The organism is Rickettsia endosymbiont of Ceutorhynchus obstrictus, assembly GCF_964026565.1.
Lineage (GTDB): Bacteria > Pseudomonadota > Alphaproteobacteria > Rickettsiales > Rickettsiaceae > Rickettsia.
The window spans coordinates 840,592-860,496 of record NZ_OZ032162.1 but is presented as its reverse complement, the minus strand read 5'-3'; the positions used below and the strand labels follow the sequence as shown (position 1 = coordinate 860,496).

Here is a 19,905-nt window from a genome sequence, read left to right as displayed (position 1 = left end):
TTACAATTTTTCCGGAAAAAAAAGAGATTCTACGTCAGAACACCTAAAAGATTTTGCTACGGAGCTAGATAGCAAAACCATAAAATTTATAATTTCTAATAGTGATACGCCGTTTATTAGAAATCTTTATAAGAATTACAATATTAACACTGTTGAAATTAAATATTTAATAAGCGGTCAAACTAAAACCTCTACAGAAGTTGTAGTAACTAATTATTAAATAAATTGATCTTCTAAGCAGATTTTTTAACTTTTGAATCTGTTATAGAATCAATAGCTTTTTCCATAAATGCTCTTACCGGATCGATGCTAAGCCTTGCGTAAATTTTAGTTGATTTTGGGCTTTTATGGTTAAGGGCTTTGCCGATTATATACTGACTTGCGCCGTTAATCGCCATCCAGCTCCCCATAGTTCTACGAATATCATGTATTCTAAAATCTTCAAGCCCTGCTTTTTTAACAATTTTTTGCCACTTCTTTTTAGGTTCTTGAAAATGTCCGCTTTTACTTTTTCGAGGACTTGGAAATACCCAACCGTTATTTTTTTCTTTATTCCTTTCACTTAAAATTTCGATAGCTTTTCCAGCAAGAGGTAATAAGTGAGGAATGCCGTTTTTACTTTTATGCGCCGGTATGTGCCAAGTTTTATCCGTTAGGTTAATTTCCTGCCATTCCATTGATAATACGTTACTTTTTCTTGCTCCGGTATATAATGAAATATAGACATAATCTTTCATAAGTGGATCGGCTTCTTTCTCAACTATTTCAAAGAAAGCCGGATCGAGTCACCCCTGTATTGACCAGAGGTGCTCACAGAACCGTACGTGAGACTCTCGCCTCATACGGCTCTTTGTGGATTTGAGGCAATGTTGTACCTCTTTGACATAATATTAATTAATCCTTCTTTAATTAGCTTAGTTGTTAATTTTTTTTTTATGTCGCTCCACATGCAGCCCTTCGCTCCACTCCCATTACAGAAGCTTCTTCACTACTACAACTGCATCTGCCTCAATAGCTGGAAAGTGCTATTGATTCCCAAGTTCCATATCTGACCCTAATTTATGTTCGTACTGCCTCCTGTGCCGCTCGCCGATAGCTCAACTATTGTATGACAGTTAGCTAACTTATCCCTTCAGCCCCCAAAAGCCAAAGGTTTTGACAGAGAACTTAACCCTCTTTCGACACTTAATTACAGCAATTCACTTTCGTTTACCTACATAAATCTCACATGACCCTTGCGGGCCTTTTCCTTAACGCTCACTACCATATTCCTTAGAATACAGCAGCTTAAGGTTGTTTGGAATCTGCTCATACCAGCTCGATTCCGGTGGACCTTCCACCATGTCAAATACAGCATTGCATCCTCTTCTTCTGATTCTGCATTCTTGGCACACTTGGAGTAGCAATAAAAAGTTATTTTCCTCTTCATAGTAAAGAAAGCAAAAATTCTGAAGTTTTAGAATCTTTTAAAGAAATAATAATTAATGTACCAATACAAAATTCTTTATTGATTATAGAAACACTTGAGAAATTATATAATATAAAAACTAAATTTATATTACTAAAACGAAGCAATAAAGCATAGATATTAAATGATATTGCTTTGTAAGCACTATTCTATTTTAGAAGAAATTAGAGATTTCTTTATGTCAGCTACAATTTTATTTGCTTACTTTTGATTCTTTAACAATCCAATTAAGTCAATTAGATATTTACTTTTACCTAAATTTAATTATACTTTAAATTAGCCGCGTCTAATTTAAAGTATAGTATAAATGAAACGAATATATATATTATTAGTTCAAGAGCATTTTGCTAGTAATGAACAAATGTTATTTTTAGTAGGATCAAGGCAAGTAGGCAAAACTACAATTGCTAAGCTTGTTGCTAAAGAATATCTAGAACATGTATATTTAAATTGGGATACGATAAAAGATAGGACACTTATCCTACAAGGTCAAACCTTTATAGAAGAAATTTTACCTTTAAATAAGTTACGAAAAGAAAAGCCGTTAGTAATTTTTGATGAAATACACAAATTTAAAAGTTGGAAAAATTATTTAAAAGGTTTTTATGATTTGTATAAAGGTAAATATCACATTCTAGTAACAGGGAGTAGCAGGCTTGACGTGTATCAAGCAGGAGGAGATAGTTTAATGGGTAGATATTTTTTACAGCGTATTCATCCCCTATCTGGACGTGAATTAGAAGAAATTAGTGTTTCCTTAAATGAAATAGGTGCATCCCTAGAAATCAATACTGAAAAATTTCGCAATCTATATGAAATGGGAGGCTTTCCTGAACCTTTTTTAAAAGCGTCGAAAAATTTTACTTATAAATGGCATTCTTTAAGAGAAAAACAGCTACTATATGAGGATATACGAAACTTATCCAATATACACGAAATAAGCCAACTGGAAATTTTAGCAGAGTTGTTAAAAGAACAAACGGGACAGCTTCTCAATAGAACTAGTTTGAGTAAAAAAATACAGGTAAGTGTCCCAACAATTTCCAAATGGATTAGTGTATTGGAAAAGTTTTTTTATTGCTTTATTGTCAAGCCATGGTCCACTAATATATCTAGGAGTATAATTAAAGAGCCAAAAATTTATTTAGTAGACTGGTCATTAATAAAGGATGAAGGTAGAAGGTTTGAAAATTTTATTGCTTCTCATTTATTAAAAGCACTAAACTGTTGGAGTGATAGAGGTTTGGGTAAATATGAATTATATTTTATTAGAAATAAAGATGGGAAAGAGGTAGATTTTTTAATTGCTAGGAATGATATACCATGGTTTTTGGTAGAGGCAAAATTATCGGATAACAATCGTATATCAAACAATTTAAGATATTTTCAGGAACAAACTGGAGCAACTCATGCGTTTCAGGTAGTATACAGCATGGAGTATATACAAGACGATTGTTTTAAATATCCTGATCCCATAATAGTGCCGGCTATTACTTTTCTTTCTCAACTGGTATAAAATCCAGAAGAGGGAGGGTAGTTACTAATTGTTCTATAATTTATCTTATGGAAAGTAACTCTGTAAAAAAGCTTTACCTGTAAGATTTAGCATTATTTGCATAGCAGCTGATATTTTTCAATTATCTTTTTTTCTTCCTCTTCTGTATAATTATCGTCAATATTAAGGTCGGTCAATACCATATTAGTTTTTAAGACATCGGTAAGTAGTTTTATTCCTTTGTCCCCTATATTATTCATGCTAAGATCAAGAGAAGTGAGTGTTTCATTAGTTTTTAAAGCCTTAGTAATCAACTTTACTCCCTGATCTTTTATGTTGTTAACTGCAAGATCAAGATGGGTCAGCGTTGTATTGGTTTTTAGAAACTCAGCAATTGGTTTTACTCCTTCATTACCTAAACTGTTACATCTAAGCTTAAGATGTATCAGTGTGGTATTTAGTTTCAGAGCATCGATAATTAGCTTTATTCCCTCAACACTTATGTTGTTACTAGTAAGGTCAAGATTAGTCAAGGTTGTATTAATTTTTAGAAAGTTTACAAGTGACTTTAACCCTTTATCAGTGATGTTGTTACTAGAAATATTAAGGAAGGCTAGAGTGGTATTGTTTTTAAGAGCTTCAACAATTAACCTTAATCCCTTGTCTCCTATATTATTGTTCTCAACGTCAAGATTTGTCAACTTTTTGTTGGTTTTTAAAAGCTCAGCAATTAGCTTTACTCCATCAATTCCTATATAATTATTTCCAAGGTTAAGAGTAATAAGCGTGGTATTTAGTTTCAGAGCATCGGTAATTACCTTTATGCCCTCATCCCCTATATGATTAGCAACAAGATTAAGAGAAGTTAGTGTAGTGTTAGTTTTCAGAGCATCTGCAATTAGCTCTACTCCTTCAGCTCCTATCATATTGCCCCAAAGGTTAAGTTCAGTAAGTATAGGATTGGTTTTAAGAAGCTTACCAATTAGTTTTACTCCATCAACCTTCACTCCTAGGGATTCAAGGTTAAGAGAAGTACCGCTTTTTCTTAAATTATTAATATAATTTTTAATTCCTATTTTTTTTAAATAATCTATTAATTCTTGCATTTTCTTTCCTTAATTAAATAAACGAACTGATTGAATTGGTAAATAGCTTAGTGAAATATGCTGCACAATGTTTTTAAAATATTTGTTGCAGGTTTTTTTATGCTGTTCTCTCACATTAGTTTATTCGGTACTTTGTAAAACAGCTCTTTTATTTCAGTAATCTCTAAAGTGGCACTTCGTTACATGTTCCGTAACACTGGACCAACTCGCTGTAAGCCCAAAGTAGTAATGTCGTGTTTATAATGCCTTGCTAGAGTCAATAACTCAAGCATACTATATTAGTTTTCTTGTTAAATAAATTGAGATAAAAAAGTAATAGCTGGCACTATCCATAAGCCAGGTTTATCAAAACAAGACTTATCAATAATCTGTTTGTTTTGAACCACTTGAAAACTAAACTCCGGTTTAAGTAATTCATGAAAATATTTTAAACTCGAAGAAATTGACAGATCACTTACCTTTGCCTCTACTAAAATCCAAGGTTTATTATCTTTTATTATTACAAAATCCACTTCTCTCTTTTGTTTATCACGTAAATAACATAAATTAAAATCTCCAAGCCCTGATTCGTTCCAAAAATACACCGCTTTTAAAAGATGAGATGCTACTAAATTTTCAAATTTTGCCCCGGGATCTTTTATTTGTGACCAATCCCAAAGATAATATTTAGGTTCTTTTATTAAGCTTCTTATAACATTTTTAGCCCAAGGTCTTATAGAGAAACAATAATAATGTTTTTCTAATAAAGAGACCCATCTCCTTATAGTTTGGTCTGAAACCCTGACTTTATTAGCTAGATTTGTATAATTTGTTAGTACCCCTACTTGTTCATTTATAATGGTAGCAAGCAATTCTAATGCATAAATATTGTTAATATCCTCTGTATTTCTAACATCTTCTCTAAATAATTGCTCAAATCGCTGTTTACTCCATATTCTATGAAATCTTGCAGTACCTCTTAAATAGACTTCTGCAAACCCTCCGAAATTTATCAATGCCTCAAATTCATCTTTTGTAATATTTTTTGGTTTGCCTATATATTCAATATCATTACGAAAATTTTTAGAAATTTCAGCTACAGATAACGGGTGTATCGTTAAATTAATATAACGTCCCATTAAACTATCTCCACCTTTTTTGTATATATTTAATCTAGCACTACCGGTTATAATAAATTCTATAGTGTCACCAAATTTATCGTAAAATCCTTTTACAAGATTTTTCCAATCTTTGAATTTATGGATTTCATCTAATATAATTCTTGGTTTCTTGTTAGCTTTAACTATAAGCAATGTTTCAAAAGTTTCATTATGATTATTTAAAATTTGTTGTCGATCTTCTAAATAATCCCAATTTAAGTAAGCCGAATTGATATTATGTTTGATTGCTTGTTTTGATATAGTAGTCTTTCCTACTTGCCTTGGTCCGCTAATAAATACTAATTTACCGTAATTTGTTAAATATTCTTCTACTTCTTTTTGGTATAACCTTTCCATTTTTAATAGCCAAATAAATTTATAACTATTTTACAGCTAAATATCGGAATAGTCAATAATATTTCGATATAAATGTTGAAATAGTCATCACTTTATAGAATTTTTAAAATCGCAGAGCTATAAAAAACCCATGCAAAACCTAGAGGAGTAAAGTAAAGTTTTACTGAAAAGTACCTAGTTTTTTCAAAAAAATATTACAAACGCCGATTTAGGGGGCACACCGTGAAACGGAGAATACCCTACGTTAAGGAATTATTGCTTAACTACCTTAGTCTAAATCTGATACTATAGTATATATAATAGCTTATATTAAAACTTTCGTTTTATCCCACTAATTTCAAATCTTCAAAACTTGAGCTTATTTCATTAGACTCGTTTGTTTCTGTTGTTTCCAAGACTATATTATTTAAATCTTCGGAATTGCTTAAAATATCAATATCACTGTTAATGTCCTGATCACTATCAGTATTTTCATGTTTTGGTATATAAGGAACAATTATTGCATTAATTTCATTAGTGAGTACAATACCCATATCTAAAATATCTATCAAAATCTCACTAAGCTTTTTTTTAGCTGATTTTATTTTATAAAACTTATTTACATTATTTAAGTCGATAGGTTTTTCATCCATTCCGCTAAACTTTTTATAATAACTTATTAAAGTAGATAGAACTTCTGTAAAACCTCTTGCCGCAGCAATTTTAAATAGTTATCCTTCATTATACGTTATGTCTAAAAATTCTGATCTACCTTGCTCTAAAAATTTTTTTATCTCATCCGGCATGTCCCACTGACATAAATAAGATAATTCTATAAGTTCATAATTTCTATGTTTCATAATTCATCCTCATTTAAATCTATAGCATTTGTTCTAATATTTGGTAAGTTATATAAAAGTACGTGAGCACAGGCGAGTTTCTTTCAAATTCGCTTGTATCAAGCTTTATGAAATATGCTGTATGAAGCTGCAAACAGTAAAAAAAAACTTGATTTAGAGATTTACCTTAGTAAAATCTTTATGCCTAATAAAAAATAGGATATCCACATGCAATATAAATTTGAATTAAGCCTGCAGCGTATGGCGATGAGTGCAAAGGCAGTATCACTGTGGGAACAACCACATATCAAAAATAAGGTTAGAGAGTTTTTTTTACATGAATATATAAGTAGCTTCAGAGAAGTTAAAGAAGCAAATGAAGAGAAATGGACTAATTTAACAAAAGAAGTGTTAAATCAATTAAAGCCAAGAGTATTGCCTAAAATATTAGATAGTGAATTGATTTATGTAGTAAGAGAGGTAGGAGCAAAAATATATAATTGGTACGAATATATTAGAGAAAATCTATATAATGTTGATTATGCTCAACAAATATATTGGACTCCATATGGGAGTATAGATCAAGTTAAAATATTTAAGTCATTTTGGCTAGAAAATAGTAATTTATTGACCGGTAATAGAGGGGTGGATAGGTTATTTAGATTAGCTTGTAATTATGTTCTGGAAGAACATGTAAATAATTTATGGCAACAAGTACCAAAAAAAATACAAGAAGGTAAATTTTATACGGAGACAATATATGGGGAATATGAATTTCATCTTATTGCTTATTGGCAGTGTTACCTTGATGGAGATTTACATTATTTAATAAGATATTTAAGGAGGGCTAGTCGTGACCATGATAAGCTGTATGATCGCAATCATTCTGTAGAAGAGAATATGTTTAGGTTATCGGTATCACAAGGATATGAAGTAGCTGCTAAGCATTTTTGGGGTAAGTTAAATGAAGAAGAGCAGGAAAGAAGTCTAGTAAGGCGCATATAGCCATAAAGAAATATGGTAGTTATTGGGATATTGGAGGTTATGAAAGAGAGCAGTATATAGAGATATGTACATTTTTAATGAATCAGATAAAAGAAGATCGCAAGGAAAAGTTATTTGAGGAAGAAATTACAACCGGAATTGCAGGTGGTGAGATTTTTGAGAGTAGTACGGAGTATAGGCATAACATTTTAAAGATGTTTTTATTTAGTTGGCCCTGGCAAGAATTTTTTATTCCTACATTAGAGAGAATGTGGAGTTATCTAGAAAATAGTGGTTATCAGAAGATATTATATGAAATTGTTTGTAAGATAAGCAAGGATTATAAATTAGGTTATGTAGTAGAAAATAGCAAATATCAAAGAATATTACATGAAGCATGGAATAAAAGCCCTGCCCATTTTAAACAAGAGATAGATCAAAATTATTATAGTTCAAATATAATAGGTGAGTTGTTGAATATTTGGGATATATCAAGTATCAAATTAATAGTCAATGATCAAGATACGCTGCAAAGAAGACAGGAACTATTTATCTATATAGATAAAGGATATAAGAAATATACGGATTTAATTAAGGAAGATAAATATGAAATATTAGATCAGTTTATACGGGAAATATTAGTTTCTGAAGAAGAACAGAAGAGTTTTAAGCAAAAAATAGATATATGGGGTTATTTTATCAGAGGCGGGCGATATCATTTAGCGGATAAATTATTAGATTGGCAATCTAGTTCAGTAGAAGAAAGGCAAAGTATTAAGGACAAGATAGATCACATAAGCATTTGTCACTATTTCATAAAAGAAGATAAGTATGAATTAGCAGATAAATTATTAGATTGGCAATCTAGTTCAGCAGAAGAAAGGCAAAGTATTAAGGACAAGATAGATCACATAAGTATTTGTCATTATTTCATAACAGAAGATAAGTATGAATTAGCAGATAAATTTTTGAATTGGCAATTTGCTACAGAAGAAGAGGTAAGAAATTGTAAAAATAGTTTTAAGAGTGATAAATTTTCGTATGACAAGATTTATAAATTATGGGCTACATTTAAAGAAGATATAGAGACAGCTAGAACACAATCTTTAAATTTCTTGAACTGGTTTTTAGATTCAGAAGAAGAAATAGCAGTGTTTAAAAAAGAAAAGTTAGTTAATGAGAAATTAGCGGAAATACTTTGTGATTCTTTTATAGGATACAACCGTTTTGAAATAATCGAGGATTTTTTAGATTGGTGTTTATTATCACCAGAGGAAATACAGCAATTAAAACAAGTAGCGGTGGATAGAACAATATTCAGAAAATGTGACTATAATATAGCGAATGATTGTTTAGATATAGCAGAGAGATTTGTCACATGGGCTTTTGATGAAGAAGATAAAAGGCAAGAATTTATTAAGGAATTTATGTTGTCAGATGATGGGATAAAATCTTGTAATTTTTTAATAAAATATGCGAGCGAGGTAGATCCACATCATCCTAAACCAACAAAAGAGGAAAAGTTAGAGAAATTTAAAAAATTTATAGATTTCTGGATCAGACCTTTAGAGAATCTTGATGAAGTAAAAAATAAATTAGAGTCATATGTAACTTATTATCGTGAAGAAGAAAAAATAGAGAATCATAAAATATTTATGAATTTATTATATACTTTGGAGCAAAACCATGATACGATGGAGGTAAGTTATATTGGAGAGAGTAGTAGTACGAATATGTAAAATATCGAGATTTTTAACTAATATTATGAGGTGCATATGCCGTATAATCATAAGCCGGAACTAATAGAGTTATTAATAAATGAACCGATTAGTGAACGACAAGTTAACAATCCTGATAATTACGTAGAAGTAATAAATAGAGCCCGACCTCAAGGTTTTGCAGAGCATTTTGCTTTGTTATTAGAAGATATACCGGCTATACATTCGAGCATAGCACCGGAGTTTTTCTAGTATTTCTTTCTTGGTACTTCCCTTACTTTACCTAACACCTCGTTAATGTCGAAATTAAATATAGAAGATGTATTTTTTAAATTCGATAAGAATGCTCTCAAGTTAATATTCAAAATACGTAATCAAGATTATTATAAGTTAAAATTTATTGTAATTAATACTAATACTGAACAAAATGTAGGCTTTATCAATGAAGAATTATCAGAGGTTAAGAGGCAATTATCAGATAGTACAGGCAATATAATAGCACCTGAGATAGAAGGACAGATACTTCATATTGTTAATGACAAAGGGTTTAAGATAAAAATATTACCTGAGCTAAGCCATCAATCATTTATCACATTACCCCCATTAAGCAGCGACATTCACCCCACTTTCCATAAAGTAAGAAAAGATATAGTACAAGAAATTAATATTGGTGATGAAAAACGAATATTACAAGATTTTGATCCGTTACTTGCTCAGTTAAGTAAAAATGTATTATCGGACGTTCAAACCAATACTCAAAATATTTTTGCATTACTAAAGACTATATATAAGAGTTACCCTACAGAAATACTAGGTACATCAGAAGCGTCTTATCATGGATATAGTTATGGTTTTTTTAGATTAAACTATAAGTATAAATATGGTCTTGATTGTTATGTAGAAAGGATAGCAGGCAAAGGCTATATGGATTTGGTGTTGTTATCACGTAAAGATAATAAAAATCCATTGCCGATAATAGTTGAGTTTAAAGCAAACCATGTAGGAGCAAATAAGGCAATAGAGCAAATCAATCAGAACGGATATATATATAACTTACCGAATATTAGAACAGATGCTAAGGAAGCTATAATAGTCGGGATAGATTTTAGTACAAATGCTCAACAGGCAGGGAGGAGTAGTACGCAAATAGATAATGAGTTAATAGTACGAAGTCTTAATATCAAGGCAACACCGACAAACTTAATATCTCAATTAGCAGAGGATGTATTTAATGAGAAAAAGACTCATCAAGAAATTGTTAAGAATATACAAGAAAGTATAGAGCATTTATATTACTCATCAATTAAAAGCAAAGATAATCATTATTTAAGTAGGGTGTTATTAGGACAAACATTTACATCAAAAAATAATAACAATGATGAAATACACGTATTTCTATATAATAAGGACGGGAAATTAAATCTGATAAGTGACAGGGTTACAAGTATTGTACTGCAACAAGATAGTAAAGGAATAATATTAAATATAATAGAGGGTAGTAATACCCATCAAACTCGGCTCAAAAGTAAAAAAGAAGATAAGGTATTTGATGATAGTAAGATTCCGCCTGTTGAGAAGTTAACTATTCAGGATTTAACAATAATTAATATTGCCGTAAATCCTAATGCTGAAATTTTTTCCGGGGTGATAGGTAAGAGTTATATAACGAGTGAAGCTATTAAAATAGAGAGTAAAAATATTAATGAGTTTAGCGATAATCAGAAATATCCAGGTCAGTTTAAACGCATTGAGGCTGTTAAAGTACAGGATTTAATAGATTTAATTGATAATCCGGACTCGAGTATAGATAGCGATAATGAATATTTGCCGCCTAAGAAGAAACAAAAATTTTTAGCAAAGGATTTTCAAACAACATTATTACAATGTTTATCTCCAATAAAAGAACTTATAAGTAAAGAATCTGATCTACAAGCAATAATACAAGGTATGTTTATAAATCAAAGGTTAGGTAGTTATAATAATAAACAGATTAAAGTATTTTCAGAAGTAATTTTTGGTTCCGGCAGAGCAGATTTAGCATTATTTATTGTAGATAGCAGTTTTAAAGAAGATAAACCGGTGCTTATGGAATTAAAGTACGGTAGTAATAGTAAGTTGCTCACTGATGCTGAAAAACAATTATTGGGATATAGTAAATATTTAAAATCTGCGACAGAGTACAAAGAGGTACAGAGCGTTGCTATAGTATATAATCCTAGTAATAAACAAGGCAATTTTTTACAGGTTAAGATATCATCAAATAAAATAGATCATACTTCATCTTCATCACATAATGCACAAGGTAGCGGTGCTGAAAAAAGCGTGAACAAAAAGGTTAAAAAAGTATTAGAAATTAGTGATTTAGAATCTTGGCAAAGCATAAAAACTATTGATAACGATATATTTTTTGATTTGTCACACGGCTCTAATAATCAAGGTTTAAGTGATAAGAATTTTCTAGATGTAATAGAGTTTTTAGGAAAAGTTAAAGTATCGTCGTTATCAAAAATAGCATTAAGTTTAGCCGGTAATCATATAAATAAGGATCAAGCGTCTAAATTATTTCGGTTATTAGAAAAAAATGCCTTCATCAATAGCTTAGATATATCTAATACCGGTTTAGATAAGCAGTTGCTTAATGAATTAATCAAGGTGTTAATTAAAAAAGAAAATCTTATTAATTATGAGTCTTTGTCTCCGGCAGATAAATTGTGGATCATACAAGATTTGCCCAAGGATTTAAGTAATGCCGACGCCAATGCTAGAGTTTCACAATTGCTTGAAGATCCTCAGTTATCAACAGATATTCAAGCTGTAGGTCATTTGCCTATCGGTTCAGCGGAGCAAAATAAATATTTAGAAAATCTATTTAGGCCTGAGCGTAAGATAATGTTTTCTTCTCTGCAAAAATTAGATTTATCGAATAATAAATTAGGTATAGAAGTAGCTCCAATCTTAGAGGACGCATTAAGTAAGCTTAATGGGATGGAAGAAATAAATTTGTCTAATAATAAGCTAGGGGATGAAGGGTTAAAGTCGATAGCACAAGGATTAGAAAATAATTATTCTACTAAGATATTAAAATTATCTAATATTGGCATTACTAAGATAACAGAAGAGCTATCAGAAATATTGAGTAAAAAGGCGGCGATTATAGAATTAGATTTATCTGATAATAATTTATCTAATGCAGAGATTACAGTATTAATAGATGCTTTAACTAAAGCGAATGCTATTGAGAAGTTAAACCTTTCAGGTAATAATATACAAGGCGAAGCGCTAAACTCTTTAACACATTTTATAGAAAATAGTAATTCTTTGCAAGAGCTTAAATTATCTAATACTAATTTAGGTAATACAGAGGTAGAGTTAATAGCTCGTGCCTTGAGTAAGAGTGATTTGAATCTTTTTTTAGATATATCGAATAATAGAATATCAGAGGCGGATATATTATTTAAACATTTAAATTCAAATGACCATAATCAAGTACTTACCGGGTTAGTACTTGCAAATAATGAGATTAGTGAAGTTACAGAATTATCAGACGCATTAATAGATAATAAAAAACTTCGATATTTAGACCTATCTAATAATAAAATAACATTTGAAGGAGCATCCTCTATATTCTTTAGTTTACGTCCTTTGGATGATGGTACTGCTCAGAATGATATTCTTGATACTTTAATTTTGTCTAATAATCCTATAAGTATTGATCTACAAGATCAAGACAGTGTCTCGGATTTATACAAGATGTTAAAACATAATGACGGTCTAACCCATCTAGCATTATCTAATATTGCAATAGATGATAGTTTATTAACAAAGATATTAGATAGTCTACAAGAAAATACACGTCTAGAGAGCATAGATTTATCTTATAATCAGATTCAGCTTACAGATCATAAGACTCAAGGTCAGATAAGAGAATTTTTAAGAGAAAATACAATATTAACAGAATTAAATCTGGCAAATAATGAAGTAACGGATCAAGGCGGAAAAATTATAATTAGTTCTTTCTTAGACAAAAAAATCATGAATAAAAGAATTGTTAAAAGAATAGAATTTATTGATCTTGATTTATCCGGTAATCCATCCTTAGGCAAGGAATTTATTAAGAAGTTAATTGATATCATTAAAAGCGAATATCCAATTGAGAATTTAAGATTAGCTAATAATAATTGGTCAATAGAACATACTACTGGATTAATTAATGCTATTGTTGATAGTAAGGAAAGAAAAGTAAATATAGATTTATCCGGTAATAAGATCAGCCCGAATTCTCAAGAGCGATTAAATAATTATCGATCAGCAATAAAATTACAAACTTTAGATGATAATTATGTAGTCGGTACATCAGATTTGCAAAATCCAATAATAGCAGCATGTTTGCCAAGCACTAGTAAAGGCAAAAGGTCTATAAGTGACTGTAAGATAGGTTGGAGTGATGTAGATGAGATTAGTAACAGTAAGACGAGAAATATTGATGAGATAGTAATTGATGCCGAAAAGTTTTTAAAGCATAGTAAGCAGCATATGGATGATCGGGAAAAGAGTGCTCAGTTAGTAAGTCTGCTAAAAGAGATTAAGCATCAAGGTGATCATAAAATAGTAGGTAATAATAAATATTTATTAGCTCGAGTTATTATGGAAGGAGGGTACAAGGCTTATATACAGAATGAACGGATTAATGATTTAGGATACGATATTATAAGTAGAGGTTATAGCCCTACATTAAAATTAAAGTTAATAAATGCTGCGGGGAAGATGCAGCTAATGCATGGTATATACGGTAGTTTAATAACGTGTAAGGATGGGGAAACTGAGAGTTGTGCACTTAGTGTTGGAGGTTTGGGCTATGCATTTTTGTCACAGCCAATTGAAAAGGTGATGATAAAAATTACGCCGAAGGTAGTAAATAATGTTGCCCATATCGGAGGTAAGGTAATACCGCGTATATTGAATTATGATACAAAGTTTATAGTGCAATTAGCCGGAGCAAAATACGGTGCTAAAGTAGCAAAGGGCGTCGCCGGAGCATTAGGAGGAGTATTTGATATCATCGATATAGCAATGTCATCAAATATGCTTGTAGAATGTAATAAACGGGCATCTAGTAATAATACGTGCAGTAATAAAGAAATTAGAGATAGTATAGCATCAATTAGTTTATCCAGTATTTCTTTTGTTTCCGGTATAGCCCTGGCTGCTATGGGTAGCGGGCCTGCCGGTATAGCAGTTGGGTTTATTTTAATGATAGGTCAAGGGGTATATAGCGGTGTTAGTAATATTATAGAATATGAAGAGAAATATGATACGACAGACGGAGAGAATTGGAGTATTTTTTGGCGTACGGTGTTATTAAAAAGTATGGCAGAGGATGTAGAGCATTTAAAGGCAAGACATGATGCTGTTAATTATACAGTAAAGAATGCTTGGAACACGTTAGAAAAATTTCCTGAGGAAATAGTTGCCTATGCCATAGGGTTGGGGAAGATAGAATTAAGTTATGCACCGCTATGTAAAACTGTTACACACTATTATCCGGACTATTATCCGGTGTTTTGTATAGGACGAAGACCTCAAGAAGGACCATGTAAAGACGGTCGTGATGGAGTTATAACACAAAATGTGACAGAATGTACAATCCCACACTTACATCCGGCTTCTTCAAGAATTGATATGCAGAAGCAAGATATCAAATATACAAAAAATCTTTCTCGTGTCCTACCTGATCCTGTCGTAAATGCTACAATGATCTGTTTGCCTCAAATTACTGATGCGATTTATGAGAAGGGTATCACATCATCAAGGTCAGATGCTATTTATGAGTGTGATAATGCGGTAGTTATGGTACGTAATCAAAGGCAATACTCACAGGTTAAAGATAAATATATTATATATGACTTAAAAAATGTTAATTCAGGTACAATAATTGGAAGTAATGCACTAAATAATATCTTTCAAATTTTTGAGGGGGATCCGGTAATATGGGGAAGTACAGCCCTTGACAATAGATTTGTTATATTAGCTGATAAGTATCATGGTAAGATTTATTTAGGTGGTAATAGTACTAACATAATTGATGTGAGCCACTTGCAGAATCAACATATTAGTATGGAATATACTCATATATATCCATTAACAATGAATATGAGTATTACTATCGATAATAAAATTATGTCGCAAGTAGATAGTAGGACACAAGATGTAGAGATTCGCTATATCGGTAGAAAATATAAAGGAGATAAGATAGTATGCAAGTACTTATCTCATCAAGAAGATGGCAATATAATCCAAGATAATATAGTAGGTCATAATAATATTATTATAGATAGCGGCGGTGGAGGAGACTACTCCGATCAAGATCAGATACGGAATTGTAATAAAGTAATAGTCTCACCTAATACCGTAGTGCGAGGTAGTAACGGTAATTATACTTTTTATATTATATCACAGAATTATTCAGCAATATATCCTATTTCAGATATAGATATAGTTGGAAGAGGAACAATAAATTTTCCTGAAATATCCTTATTAAAGGATTGTAATCAAATTAATTATTCTGTAGTTGATAATATTTTATCATTTTTTATTCCATTAAATGGAAATGGTACGTATTTACTGCGGTTAGAAAATTATCTAAATAAAGATAACGATACAAATTATGTTTTAATAGATAAATACGGTAGCAATATTGTCTATCAATACACAACATATACTAACGGCCAAATTATGGGGCATTTTGCATTATACGCAGAGTGTAGATTTTACACCACACAAAAAGTAGTAAACCACTATAGGAATATTTCCTATAGTGACAAAAATTATGCTGTATTCGGTACAGTAAAAAATAATCAATATAATAATTTTCTTAAATTTGGTTCATCAGGAAGCGACGTAATTATTAGTGACAAAGATGTTGTATTCATGGAAGGTAGTGAGGGTAATGATATATATATTGTTAATAATGATTCTTTTTATAGATTAAACATTAATAATAAAGCACAAGATTTGAAGTTAGATATATTAAATATATTATGCGTAAATAATATATTTAATATGTTATTGATAAAAAATACCGATGATTTGCATTTATTATTTAATAGTACAGAAGATAATGCACATCAAAATACACCAAAAGAGATAATAATAGATAATTATTTTTTAGATCATACATATCAACATATAGCTTTAATGGATAAAGACGGCAATAGCTTTATACCATTTTTTATGTTAGGGCAGGATGTAGTGCTAGTACCGTTTTATCATGCAAGTTTAGTTAAAAATATTTATATGCTATCAGCTAATAGTTATGAACAAGTAGTAATAGATATTGAGATAAGTAATATAATGTTTTACAGGCAAGACAATAATTTGTTATTAGTAGAGAAGGAGGTGCATGGTTTAAATAGTTTAAGTATAATTTTAAAGGATTATTACTTACAAAAACAACAATGGTCAGGTATAAAATTATATTCATATAATAATGGAGATTATAATCGTGTTGATCTAAATAATGTTGAATTATCAACTATTAGCTATCAAAATGAGTATGATAGTATAATACAAGAATATACGGTAAATTTTGCGGAGAAGTCTCAGGAGATAACACATAATCAACGAAATATTAATAGTCAGTTAGTATCTATTGAGCCAAATCAAGAAAAAATAGGAAGAGTGATACTTCAGAATACCACTCCTGAAAGTTTAGAAGTAATATTTCATAAAGATGATCTAATATTAACGGATAATAGATATAATAATCAGTTAGTAATAAAGAATTGGTATAAGGATAATAAATATATAATATCAGTATTGGAATTTGATTCAGGTATAGAACCAATAAGGATTCATGTATTAGATAAGGATTATGGTCATATCTTAAATAAGCTTATAGATAGAATAAAATTAAATAATAAATTAGATAGTGAGATAGCTAATATAAATACAGATGTAGTTGATTCAGTGCAGGAGGAGAATTATCATAAACATCGTCATCATCATGGGGAGGCTCATAATAGGGGGCGCCGTGATGTAGATAAGGCTGATTTTAGTAGGGAAAATGATAGCCAAAATTTATATTCTGCAAGCGGAGCAGCAAGCAGTAAACCCATGCCAACGGTCTATAACGCAGTTAAATGGGTTGGCGGCGGTATCGGGACAATATTGTATTATTTAAATCCTGTTGAGCAAATAAAGCATTGGTTTAACAAGGATGAAAGTAGGGCAGATGAACAGATAATAGATATAACAAATAAGTCAGAACAAAGTAATAATCAACCGGAAGATAATAAGGTAAAAGCAAAAAGCACTTTAAGAAAATTACAGCAGAAGGTTAAAATACCGGAGGAACAATATCGAAATGAGGAAGGACAATACAAAAAATACGAAGGTGTAACGTTATATAGTTCAGCCAAGATATCAAATAGATTTATAGGTAATGAGGCATCTATAGGAGATGTAGTAAATTATGATTTATTAGATATGCAAGGTAATCTATTGTTACTAGATTTGTTGGTGCGTAAGAAGAATGGAGTGAAATATAACAATAACGGTGTTGTTATTAAGAATAATATAGATGATGAATATGCCCAAAGCCTTGCATATAGTGCATATATTTTTAAAGCTCAATTACCGAGTAATATAAGTTATATTAATAATAATACAGAAGATGTGGGGTTATTAGGGTAGATTAGTATCGGTAATCCTCCCCAGAAACAATCGACAAAAAGAGTAGAATTTTCTAAAAATAAAAAAGGAGATTCTATATAGTTTTTGGGTACCATTATACTCAGAAATAAAACATGTTTTTAAACAGTAATTTGCTTAAATTAAGTTAAAGTTGTATAATAATGTTATACCCCGCTTATATAACTTCAATAGTAAAAAGATTAGATTTATGCAAGGTAATAAATTACCAAGGATGATTGTAGGAACAGATGAATTCTATGATTTAGTAATTAATAGTGATGTATTTGTAGATAAGAGCTTAATGATTAAGGAGTTATTGGAAGATAGTAGTAAGGTAGTTTTGATTACTAGACCAAGACGCTGGGGTAAAAGCTTAAATATGAATATGCTTCAGAAATTCTTTGAAATTGAAATAGATGAAAAAGGTACTGTGTTATCTGAAGGAAATAAGGTAAATCATAAGCTTTTTATTGGCGGAGAAATTGATTTAGCGTTTGCAAGCGGTAGAAAAAAAATACTTCAAAAGCTTAAAATAGCAGAGTATGAGGATATTATAACTGACTATCAAGGACAATTTCCAGTAGTTTTACTGAATTTAAAAGATGTTAAAGGTAGTAGCTATAGGGAATTTGAAGAAGGGGTAATATATCAAATAATGACTCTATTTAATAATCATCGTTACTTGAAAGATTATTACCTTACAAATAATACGAATTTATTAGATGAAGGACAAAAAAGCCGATTAGAGAGATATTTTGTAGGCAAGGTTGATGCAGCCGATTTAAAAATTAGTTTACGTTTTTTAAGTGAGTTGCTTTTTAAGCATTTTAACCAAAAAGTATACATTCTGATTGATGAATATGATACACCAATAAATAGTGCATATATAAAATTAGGTAGTGAATCAGAAGAATTTGAAAAAGTGTTAGAATTATTCCGAGGAATGCTGGGTAGTAGCCTAAAGAGTAATCCCTATCTAGAGAAAGGAGTAATAACAGGAATACTACGCATTGCTAAAGCTAATTTATTTTCAGATTTAAATAATGTTCGTGAATATACATTACTTGATAAGCAATTTTCTAAATTTTACGGTTTTACACAAGAGGAAGTTGATGAATTATTAATAAAAGTACCAACAAAAACTACTGTTGAGCAGATTAAGGATTGGTATAACGGTTATAATTTTGGTGGGGAAACAATCTATAATCCTTGGTCAATAATGTTATGCCTTTCTAGTGAAGGGGTATTGGATTATTATTGGTTAGATAGTGGCGGAACTGCACTTATAGATAAAGTATTATTATCTGATGAAATGCAGAAAGACCTACAACAGCTAGCTGCCGGCGGTAATATAGTATCACCTATTACTAAACAAATAAGTTTTGCTGATATAAATAAACCTATAGGTTTATTTAGTTTATTATTATTTAGTGGGTATTTAAATCCAGCTGCTAAGGAATTAGAAGAAAATATATATGAATTATCTGTTCCTAATAAGGAAGTAAGGCATATATATAAAACAAGGGTATTACAGTGGGTAACTAATAAGTTAAAAATTGATAGTTCTAAATATTATTCTTTTATTGCTTTACTGGCGGATGGTCAAATAGAAGAATTTAAAGAAGAGCTACAAAGATTGTTACAGAATAGTACCAGCTTTTATCAAACTGGTGAGGCAAAAGCAGAGTTATTTTATAGTGGATTTATGTTAGGCTTAATGAATATGCTAGCAGTTAGTCACATAATAGATAGTGAAAAAGAAACAGGTAAAGGTAGAGCAGATATAGTATTAATTCCTAAGATTGGTCAAAATAATAATGCAATTATTATAGAATATAAAATAGCAAAAAAAGAGGAAGACCTAGAACTAGTCGCAAAATCAGGGCTTGCTCAAATTAATAACCTACAATATGATACAAAAATAAAAGAACATAGTCATATTCAAAAAATTATCAAAATATCTATGGCTTTTTGTGGTAAAGAGGTAGCACTACAATATCAAGTTGATTAACTTGTTTTTTAAATTATAAAAAGGCTCTGTTGAATTGATTGTGTACATTTTGGCAAGACCATTAAAATCTCCCTTGAGAACGTTCATAGAACTATGAAATGACAGATATGATTGCCGT

The 19,905-nt window shown here is 30.6% G+C and carries 11 protein-coding genes and 1 pseudogene; 7 read left to right on the top strand and 5 right to left on the bottom strand.

Features of this window, described 5'->3' with window-relative positions; all coding sequences use genetic code 11:
* Positions 1-55: 55 nt before the first annotated feature.
* Positions 56-220, top strand: a pseudogene (locus AAGD64_RS04885) (DNA adenine methylase); the annotation flags it as partial.
* Positions 221-233: 13 nt separating this feature from the next.
* On the opposite strand, the gene AAGD64_RS04880 reads toward AAGD64_RS04885, so the two are convergent.
* Entirely contained in the window at positions 234-737 is a 504-nt protein-coding gene (locus AAGD64_RS04880; protein ID WP_341794084.1) for a tyrosine-type recombinase/integrase, read from the bottom strand.
* 1,038 nt (positions 738-1,775) lie between these two features.
* Between AAGD64_RS04880 and AAGD64_RS04875 the strand changes: the two genes are divergently transcribed.
* Positions 1,776-2,984 carry an ATP-binding protein gene (locus AAGD64_RS04875; RefSeq protein ID WP_341794083.1) on the top strand — a complete coding sequence of 403 codons (1,209 nt, stop codon included), beginning with the start codon at positions 1,776-1,778 and terminating at the stop codon, positions 2,982-2,984.
* A 92-nt stretch (positions 2,985-3,076) separates the two neighbouring features.
* Here the strand turns inward: AAGD64_RS04875 and AAGD64_RS04870 are convergent, their stop codons facing one another.
* From AAGD64_RS04870 to AAGD64_RS04855, 4 genes are all read right to left on the bottom strand, one after another.
* Positions 3,077-4,069 carry a hypothetical protein gene (locus AAGD64_RS04870; RefSeq protein WP_341794082.1) on the bottom strand — a complete coding sequence of 331 codons (993 nt, stop codon included), beginning with the start codon at positions 4,067-4,069 and terminating at the stop codon, positions 3,077-3,079.
* A gap of 290 nt (positions 4,070-4,359) precedes the next feature.
* A complete protein-coding gene (locus tag AAGD64_RS04865) occupies positions 4,360-5,565 on the bottom strand; it encodes an ATP-binding protein (protein WP_253307704.1) in 1,206 nt (401 codons plus the stop codon).
* 323 nt (positions 5,566-5,888) lie between these two features.
* Positions 5,889-6,197, bottom strand: coding sequence for a hypothetical protein (locus tag AAGD64_RS04860; RefSeq protein WP_341794081.1), 309 nt, complete (start codon positions 6,195-6,197; stop codon positions 5,889-5,891).
* A gap of 78 nt (positions 6,198-6,275) precedes the next feature.
* A complete protein-coding gene (locus tag AAGD64_RS04855) occupies positions 6,276-6,404 on the bottom strand; it encodes a hypothetical protein (RefSeq protein ID WP_341794080.1) in 129 nt (42 codons plus the stop codon).
* A gap of 207 nt (positions 6,405-6,611) precedes the next feature.
* On the opposite strand from AAGD64_RS04855, the gene AAGD64_RS04850 reads away from it, so the two are divergent.
* From AAGD64_RS04850 to AAGD64_RS04830, 5 genes are all read left to right on the top strand, one after another.
* Entirely contained in the window at positions 6,612-7,388 is a 777-nt protein-coding gene (locus AAGD64_RS04850) for a hypothetical protein (protein ID WP_341794079.1), read from the top strand.
* Between the two features lie 77 nt (positions 7,389-7,465).
* Positions 7,466-9,106: a hypothetical protein gene (locus AAGD64_RS04845; protein WP_341794078.1), complete on the top strand. Its 1,641-nt coding sequence runs from the start codon at positions 7,466-7,468 to the stop codon at positions 9,104-9,106.
* A gap of 36 nt (positions 9,107-9,142) precedes the next feature.
* Entirely contained in the window at positions 9,143-9,337 is a 195-nt protein-coding gene (locus tag AAGD64_RS04840; protein WP_341794077.1) for a hypothetical protein, read from the top strand.
* A gap of 45 nt (positions 9,338-9,382) precedes the next feature.
* Positions 9,383-17,776 carry a PD-(D/E)XK nuclease domain-containing protein gene (locus AAGD64_RS04835; protein ID WP_341794076.1) on the top strand — a complete coding sequence of 2,798 codons (8,394 nt, stop codon included), beginning with the start codon at positions 9,383-9,385 and terminating at the stop codon, positions 17,774-17,776.
* Positions 17,777-17,984: 208 nt separating this feature from the next.
* Positions 17,985-19,787 (top strand): AAA family ATPase, encoded by a 1,803-nt coding sequence (locus tag AAGD64_RS04830; RefSeq protein ID WP_341794075.1) that lies wholly within the window; start codon positions 17,985-17,987, stop codon positions 19,785-19,787.
* The last annotated feature ends 118 nt before the right edge of the window (positions 19,788-19,905 follow it).

Bases quoted from the DNA above. Each gene is read 5' to 3' on its own strand.
- AAGD64_RS04880 (WP_341794084.1), bottom strand. From the start codon at position 737: ATGAAAGATTATGTCTATATTTCATTATATACCGGAGCAAGAAAAAGT.
- AAGD64_RS04865 (WP_253307704.1), bottom strand. From the start codon at position 5,565: ATGGAAAGGTTATACCAAAAAGAAGTAGAAGAATATTTAACAAATTAC.
- AAGD64_RS04840 (WP_341794077.1), top strand. From the start codon at position 9,143: ATGCCGTATAATCATAAGCCGGAACTAATAGAGTTATTAATAAATGAA.
- AAGD64_RS04860 (WP_341794081.1), bottom strand. From the start codon at position 6,197: ATGGATGAAAAACCTATCGACTTAAATAATGTAAATAAGTTTTATAAA.
- AAGD64_RS04855 (WP_341794080.1), bottom strand. From the start codon at position 6,404: ATGAAACATAGAAATTATGAACTTATAGAATTATCTTATTTATGTCAG.
- AAGD64_RS04835 (WP_341794076.1), top strand. From the start codon at position 9,383: ATGTCGAAATTAAATATAGAAGATGTATTTTTTAAATTCGATAAGAAT.
- AAGD64_RS04870 (WP_341794082.1), bottom strand. From the start codon at position 4,069: ATGCAAGAATTAATAGATTATTTAAAAAAAATAGGAATTAAAAATTAT.
- AAGD64_RS04845 (WP_341794078.1), top strand. From the start codon at position 7,466: ATGAATCAGATAAAAGAAGATCGCAAGGAAAAGTTATTTGAGGAAGAA.
- AAGD64_RS04830 (WP_341794075.1), top strand. From the start codon at position 17,985: ATGCAAGGTAATAAATTACCAAGGATGATTGTAGGAACAGATGAATTC.
- AAGD64_RS04875 (WP_341794083.1), top strand. From the start codon at position 1,776: ATGAAACGAATATATATATTATTAGTTCAAGAGCATTTTGCTAGTAAT.
- AAGD64_RS04850 (WP_341794079.1), top strand. From the start codon at position 6,612: ATGCAATATAAATTTGAATTAAGCCTGCAGCGTATGGCGATGAGTGCA.